Source organism: Achromobacter sp. Marseille-Q0513 (assembly GCF_018195695.1).
Classification (GTDB): domain Bacteria; phylum Pseudomonadota; class Gammaproteobacteria; order Burkholderiales; family Burkholderiaceae_B; genus Achromobacter.
Map to the genome: position 1 here is coordinate 1 of NZ_JAGTJY010000539.1, position 440 is coordinate 440.

Annotated in this window: 1 protein-coding gene; it reads left to right on the forward strand. The window is 61.8% G+C overall.

Going from position 1 to position 440, the window contains the following annotated elements; translation table 11 throughout:
* Positions 1-304 (forward strand): phage virion morphogenesis protein (locus KDH83_RS31665; protein ID WP_212323136.1); only part of this gene is annotated, 304 nt, incomplete at its 5' end.
* Between the last annotated feature and the right edge of the window lie 136 nt (positions 305-440).

Below are 440 nucleotides of genomic sequence, written 5' to 3' on the forward strand. Positions count from 1 at the left end.
CTCGACCATCAGGCAACGCGAGAAGGCTGGCCACTGGCCTGGCAAGAAGCTGCAACGCTCTCCGGGCGGCCTGGCCCCGAGCGTCCAGCCCTTCCACGATGCCAACCGGGCCGGTTTGTCCGTCTCGAAGCCCTACGCGGCCATCCAGCAGCTCGGCGGCAAGGCCGGGCGCGGCCAGAAGGTTAATATTCCAGCCCGTGGGTACATGCCGGGTAGGAAAGAAGGCAGCGACCTGGAGTTGACGCCTACGGCGCGGTCGGTGCTGCTGGAGATGATGACCGACTTCGTGGAAGCCGGTATTTGATGGCCCGGCGAGCGCCGCGACCCGGTTTTCAACACTTGCAAGACGTTTTCAAAAGCCATCCCGTTACTTACGGCCTCTTCCCAGCTCTTCCCGGACTTATCGTCTCTTCTCTCTAGGGAATATGGTGGTTCTGTTC